We start from the raw sequence: 5,842 nt of genomic DNA, 5'->3' as shown, positions 1-5,842 counted from the left end.
TACGGCTCCCTCGCCGCCGAGGACGAGCGGCCGGCGGGTGCCTGGCACGCCGAGTGGGAGCCGCTGCGGGACCTGCTGCGGCTGGTGGGCGGCGCGGCCTCCCACGCGGCGGAGCTGGCCGAGGGGCTGCGTGTCCACCCGGCCGCGATGCGCCGGAACCTCGGCATCACCCGGGGTCTGATCGTCTCCGAGCGGCTGTCGGCCGCCCTCGCGCCGGTCCTCGGCCGTGCGCGGGCCAAGGAACTGCTGACCGAACTGGCCCGCCGCGCGCACGAAGAGGACCGCCCGCTGTCCGAACTCCTGGCGGATGTCGCGGAACTGGGTGACCTCGATCTCGACGACCTGCTCGACCCCGCCCGTTACACCGGCTTCGCCGGTCCCCTCACCGACCGTGCCCTGGAGCGACCTTGACCGTGAAACTCCTCAACCACCTGGTGGAAGGCCCGGCTTCCGCTCCCCCGCTGCTGCTCGGTCCCTCGCTCGGCACCTCCCTCGCCCTGTGGGACGGGGTCGCGCCCGAACTGTCCGCCGCCCACCGGGTGGTCCGCTGGGACCTGCCGGGGCACGGAGGCTCGGCGGCGGACCTGATCGGGCCCGGGGCGACCGTCGGCGACCTCGCCGCGCTGGTCCTGGAGCTGGCCGACGCCCTCGGCGTCGACCGGTTCGCGTACGCGGGCGTGTCGCTGGGCGGCGCCGTCGGCCTGCACCTGGCCGTCCACCACCCCGAGCGGCTGTCGTCGCTGGCGGTGCTGTGCTCCTCCGCCCATTTCGGCGGGGAGGCGCCCTGGCGGGATCGGGCGGAGCAGGTACGCCGCGAGGGCCTGGAACGGCTGGCGCGGAGCGCCGACGCGCGCTGGTTCACGCCCGGGTTCAGCGTGCCGGGGCTGGTCCGCGACCACCGGGAGGCCGATCCGGAGGCGTACGCCGCCTGCTGCGACGCGCTCGCCGCGTTCGACCTGCGCGACCGGCTCGGCGACATCACCGTACCGACGCTCCTGGTGGCGGGCCGGCAGGATCCCGCGACCCCGCCCGCCCATCTGCGGGAGATCGCCGACGCGGTGCCGGCGGCGACGCTGGTGGAGCTGCCCGGGGCCTCCCATCTGGCGCCGGCGCAGTGCCCGCGGGCCGTGCTGGCCGCGCTGCGCACCCACCTCGACGGGCCGGCGGCGAGCGGTATGGCGGTGCGCCGGGAGGTGCTGGGCGACGCCCACGTGGGCCGGGCGCAGGCCCGGCAGACCCCGTTCACGGCCCGCTTCCAGGACTTCATCTCCCGCTACGCCTGGGGGGAGATCTGGACCGACCCGACGCTGTCCCGCCGCGAGCGGAGCATGATCACGCTGACCGCGCTGGTCGCGCACGGTCACCACGACGAGCTGGCGATGCACGTCCGGGCGGCGCGGCGCAACGGGCTGACCCCGGAGGAGATCGGCGCGGTGCTGCTGCAGACCGCCGTGTACTGCGGGGTGCCGGCCGCCAACTCGGCGTTCGCGACGGCCCAGCGGGTCCTCGCCGAGGAGGAGGCGGGCTGAGGGTCCGAGGGTGATCCTGCTGGTCGTATGCCTGGCAGCGGCTCGTTCCCGGTGCCCGTGCGTGCCTAGGCTGGCGGTATGTCCACTGTTCTGATCACCGGCGCCACCTCCGGGCTCGGCCGGTACGTCGCCTTCGAGCTGGTCCGCTCCGGTCATCTGGTCCTGGCCCACGGCCGCGACCGGGCCCGCACCGAGCGGCTGGTCGAGGAGCTGCGCGGGGAGGGCGCGGCCGAGGGGTTCGTCGCCGATCTGGCCCGGCTGGCCGAGGTGCGGGAGCTGGGCGCGCGGGTGGCCGAGGCGCATCCCGGCCTCGACGTGCTGGTCAACAACGCGGGCGTGGGCGGCGGCGGGCGCGGCTCCGGGCGCGAACTGAGCGCCGACGGACACGAGCTGCGGCTCGCCGTGAACTACCTCGCGCCCGTGGTGCTGACCCGCGCCCTGCTGCCGGTGCTGCGGGCCAACGCGCCGGCCCGGATCGTCAACGTCGGCTCGGCCGGGCAGGAGCCCGTCGACTTCGCCGATCCCGAACTCACCCGCGGCTACAGCGGGATCTCGGCCTACTGCCGCAGCAAGTTCGCGCTCGCCGCGTACACGTTCACCCTGGCCGAGGAGCTGGCGGGCAGCGGAGTGTCGGTGAACGTGCTGCACCCGGCCACCTACATGGACACCGCGATGGTCCGCGAGGGCGGCATCACCCCGTGGAACTCCGTCGCCGACGGCGCCCCGGGCGTGCTGGCGCTGGCCACCGGGGAGACGGGCAGCGGCGGCTACTACGACGGGACGCGGCCGGCGCGGGCGCACGAGGCGGCGTACGACGGGGACGTGCGCAGGCGGCTCGCGGCGGTGACCGAGCAGCTGCTCACCGTGTGAGGCCGCGCGGCGGCGGGAGCTGCGGGTGGGCCGACGGCGCAGGGCGTGCGGCTAACGGCCTACGGCAGGCGGCCCCTTCTCCGGCCCCGGCCCCCTACCGCAGCCCCCGCCCCGTCTCCAGCACCTCCCGTGCCTGGGCCACCAGGCCCTCCGCGCCGCACGACCGCGCCAGGTCCAGGCCCCGGTTGAGTTCTGCCACCGAGCGGGCGGCGATGCCGTACTCGACGCGGGCCGCCGCGTGCTCGTACTGGCAGGGTGAGGCCTCCAGGTAGGTCACCGCGCGGGCGGCGAGCTGCACGGCCCGCTGTCCCGTCGCCAGGGCGGCGGCGCAGCGCAGGGCCTCGCCGATGGCGGTGTCCGTGCCGAACCGCTCGGCCTGCCGGCGGGCGTCCGCCGCGAGCTGGGCGGCGCGCTCCGGGTCCTGCCCCGCGAGCGCCTTGGCGAGGTCGATGGACCAGGGCGCGAGCACGGGGTTGTGGCCGCCGCGGGAGGCGGCGGTCTTCTCGGCGGCCTCCAGTTCGTTGATGCCGTCCTCGGTGCGCCCGACGGCGAGCAGCAGCCGGCCGCGCACGGAGCGGATGTCGGGCAGCACGATGGTGGACGGGTACGGCGGCGCGAAACCGTACCGCTCGGCGACCGACCAGGCCTCCTCGACCCGGCCCCGGGCCAGCAGGGTGTCGACCAGACCGCAGGTGGCCGACCAGTACAGCGGCAGGCGGCGGCCGACGCGTTCGGCGAGGACCAGTGCCTCGCGCAGGGTGGACTCGGCGTCGCGCAGCCGGCCCTGCCGGCGGTAGGCGAGCCCCAGGAAGGCGTTGGCCAGCGAGAGATGGCCGCCGCGCCAGCCGGCCGTGGTGTACACGCGCCGGGCCTCGGCGAACAGGCTCTCGGCGCGGTCCAGCCGGTCGGCGTAGGTGTAGGCGCTGCCGAGCATCATCAGCAGTTCCATGCCCCACTCGGGGTCGGTCCAGCCGAGGCCGGGCGCGAGGCGGCCGTTGACGAGGGCGCGGTCACACAGGTCGATGACCTCGTCGGCGCTCTCGCCGTGGGTCATCGCGTCGAAGCCGCGCAGGATCAGCAGGGCCCGCTCGGCGTTGTCACGGCCGGAGCAGGTGGCGGCCAGCTCGGCCAGGCGCCGGGAGCGGGCCGGGGACACGGTCTCGCCGTGGATGCCCTCCCACATGAACTGGAAGGCCTGCAAGCGCATCCGGACGGGACCCGCCTCGTGCCGGGCGGCCTCGGCCTCGACCGTGCGGACGGCCTCCTCGAGCTGGTCGTTGTGGAGCAGCGCCTGGGAGAGGCGGACGACGGCGTCGACCCGGTCCTCGGCGTCGAGGCCGGACATGCCGAGCGCGCTCTGCAGGTGGTCGATGGTCACCGCCGGGTTGGTCAACGAGGTGGCGCAGCCCAGTTCGTAGAGGACGTGCGCGTGCACCTCGGGGAGCGGCGGCTCCGCGAGCGCGCGTTCCAGGCAGCGGCGGGCCGCGTCGGGCGCGCCGACGGCGAGGTGTTCGCGGGCGGCCTCGCGCAGCTGCTCGACCAGTTCCTCGTCGTCGTCCGGGTGCACCTTCAGCAGGTGCCGGGCGGCCTCGGCGGCGCCGCGACCGCGCTCGGTGATCATCTGCGCGGCGACGCCGTGCATGGCGGTGCACACGCCGGGCGGGATGGAGTTGTAGACGGCGGTCGCGATGAGCGGATGGACGAACTCCATCTCGCCGTCCGCGCGTTCGGCACCGGCGGGCAGCTCCTGTTCGGTGAGGATGCGGGCGTTGCAGAGGAGTTCGGCACACGTCCGGGCCAGTTCCTCGTTCATGGTGGCGAGTTGGGCGACCATGTCGACGGTGATGCCGGTGCCGAGGATGGCGGCGGCCCAGGCGAACCGGGTGGCCTCCAGGCCGAGGCCCTTGAGCCGGTCGACCAGTCCGCCGCCGCGGGCGGCGCGGTTGAGGGCGCGCAGCTCTCCCGCGTGCGCCTCGACGGGCTGGAGTTCGCTGTCCTGCACCTTGGCGAGGAGTTCGACGGTGTCGTAGGGGTTGCCGCCGGTGACGGCCCAGACCTCGCGGCAGAACGCGTCGTCGGCGTGCCGGCCGACGGTGGCCCGGGTGAGTCCGGCGGTCGCGTCGGGGGTGAGGGCGTTGAGGTTGTGGACGGGGCGGCCCGCGGCGGCGGCCACCGCGTCGAGCAGGCGGGCGCTGTCCCCGCTGACCTCGCCGGGCCGGCGGGCGACCACGACGAGGACGGACAGGTCGTCCAGGCGTTCGGTGAAGGCGGCGAGCCAGCGCAGGGTCTCCTGGTCGGCCCAGTGGGCGTCGTCGACGAGCAGGACCAGCGGCCACTGGCGACGGGCGAGCCGGCGCACCGCGGCGACGAGTCCGTCGCAGACGTACTGCGGGTCGGCGTTGTCCGCCTGCGGTTCCGCTATGCCGAGGGCGGGGCCGGCGATGTCGTACCAGTCGCCGAGGTACTCGCGGGCCTCCTCGGGCAGTAAGGACAGCAGCGCGGGCTGGAGCAGTTGCCGTACGACGTGGAACGGGACGGATCTCAGCGTCTCGGCGCCGCGTGCGGACCAGACGGCGCAGCCGCGCCGTTCCGCGATGCGCCGGGTCTCGGCCAGCAGCGCTGTCTTGCCGAGTCCCGCCTCGCCCCGGACGACCAGCAGGCTGCCCGCGGACGACTGGTCCGTGCACAGGACGTCGAGTGCCTGCGCGACGGTGGCGAGCTCGGCGTCCCGCTCCCACAGGGGAGCCGAGCCGGCCGCCGAGGGCCGTCCCTCCGTCATCCCGTTACCTCCCCAGGTCGCCCGAATGACGTACGGAACCCGAGCGTAGCCGTCGCGCGGGACCCGTGGTGGACGCTCGCGGCAGCTGTTGCCCGGCCGGGTGAAACAGGGGGCGGGCGGGCGACGCGACCTCCCGCGCGACCAGCGGACGGAGTGTCAACGAGGCCTGCCGGAGGGCACCGCCGAGAAATCCGGCGCAAAATATTCCGCTTTGCCCTCTTGGCGGTGGATCCTCTCATCCGGCTTTCACGGTCGCCTCTTACGGTGGGGGCATGACGCAGGTGACTCCTCCCGGGTGGTACCCCGACCCCGGGCAGACGAACGACGGTCCGCCCACCGAGCGCTGGTGGGACGGCAAGGCCTGGACGGACCGGACCCGCCCCGCCGGCACGGCCGCCGCGTGGGGTCCCCCGGCCGGGCCGGCGGCGGACGGCGGACCGCGGCCGGCCGAGTCGGCCCACCCGGCGGAACCGGCCCGCCCGGCGGCACCGGCGCCCTCGGTTCCCGCCGGGTTCGGCGCCCACCCGGGGTATCCGGCGCACCAGGGGTATGCCGGCCAGCCGGGCTATCCGGCGTATCCCGCCCAGCCGCCCGCCCCCTCCCGGCGCCGGCTGCGCACGGGCATAGCCGGCGGCCATCCCGGTGCCGCCCTGGAACTCTTGAG

General features: G+C 75.3%; 4 protein-coding genes and 1 pseudogene. 4 read left to right on the top strand and 1 reads right to left on the bottom strand.

The genetic code is table 11. The features are described 5' to 3' along the window. The 3 genes and pseudogenes from ABZV94_RS39565 to ABZV94_RS39555 all read left to right on the top strand — a co-directional run. A pseudogene (locus ABZV94_RS39565) lies at positions 1–411 on the top strand (3-carboxy-cis,cis-muconate cycloisomerase); the annotation flags it as partial. Further along, entirely contained in the window at positions 408–1,529 is a 1,122-nt protein-coding gene (gene pcaD, locus ABZV94_RS39560) for a 3-oxoadipate enol-lactonase (RefSeq protein ID WP_356349597.1), read from the top strand. The pseudogene ABZV94_RS39565 and the gene pcaD, both read left to right, overlap by 4 nt. 78 nt (positions 1,530–1,607) lie before the next feature. Beyond that, positions 1,608–2,399, top strand: a complete 792-nt coding sequence (locus tag ABZV94_RS39555; protein ID WP_356349594.1) for an SDR family NAD(P)-dependent oxidoreductase — start codon at positions 1,608–1,610, stop codon at positions 2,397–2,399. A gap of 94 nt (positions 2,400–2,493) precedes the next feature. Here the strand turns inward: ABZV94_RS39555 and ABZV94_RS39550 are convergent, their stop codons facing one another. Continuing rightward, positions 2,494–5,178: an AAA family ATPase gene (locus ABZV94_RS39550; protein ID WP_356349592.1), complete on the bottom strand. Its 2,685-nt coding sequence runs from the start codon at positions 5,176–5,178 to the stop codon at positions 2,494–2,496. 272 nt (positions 5,179–5,450) lie between these two features. Here ABZV94_RS39550 and ABZV94_RS39545 point away from each other — a divergent pair. Next, the coding region (locus tag ABZV94_RS39545) for a DUF2510 domain-containing protein (RefSeq protein ID WP_356349589.1) at positions 5,451–5,842 on the top strand (392 nt) is incomplete at its 3' end.

Source organism: Streptomyces sp. NPDC004658 (genome assembly GCF_040609555.1).
Taxonomy (GTDB): Bacteria; Actinomycetota; Actinomycetes; order Streptomycetales; family Streptomycetaceae; genus Streptomyces.
The sequence above is the reverse complement of the archived record's forward strand: the minus strand, read 5'-3'. Positions and strand labels throughout refer to the sequence as shown.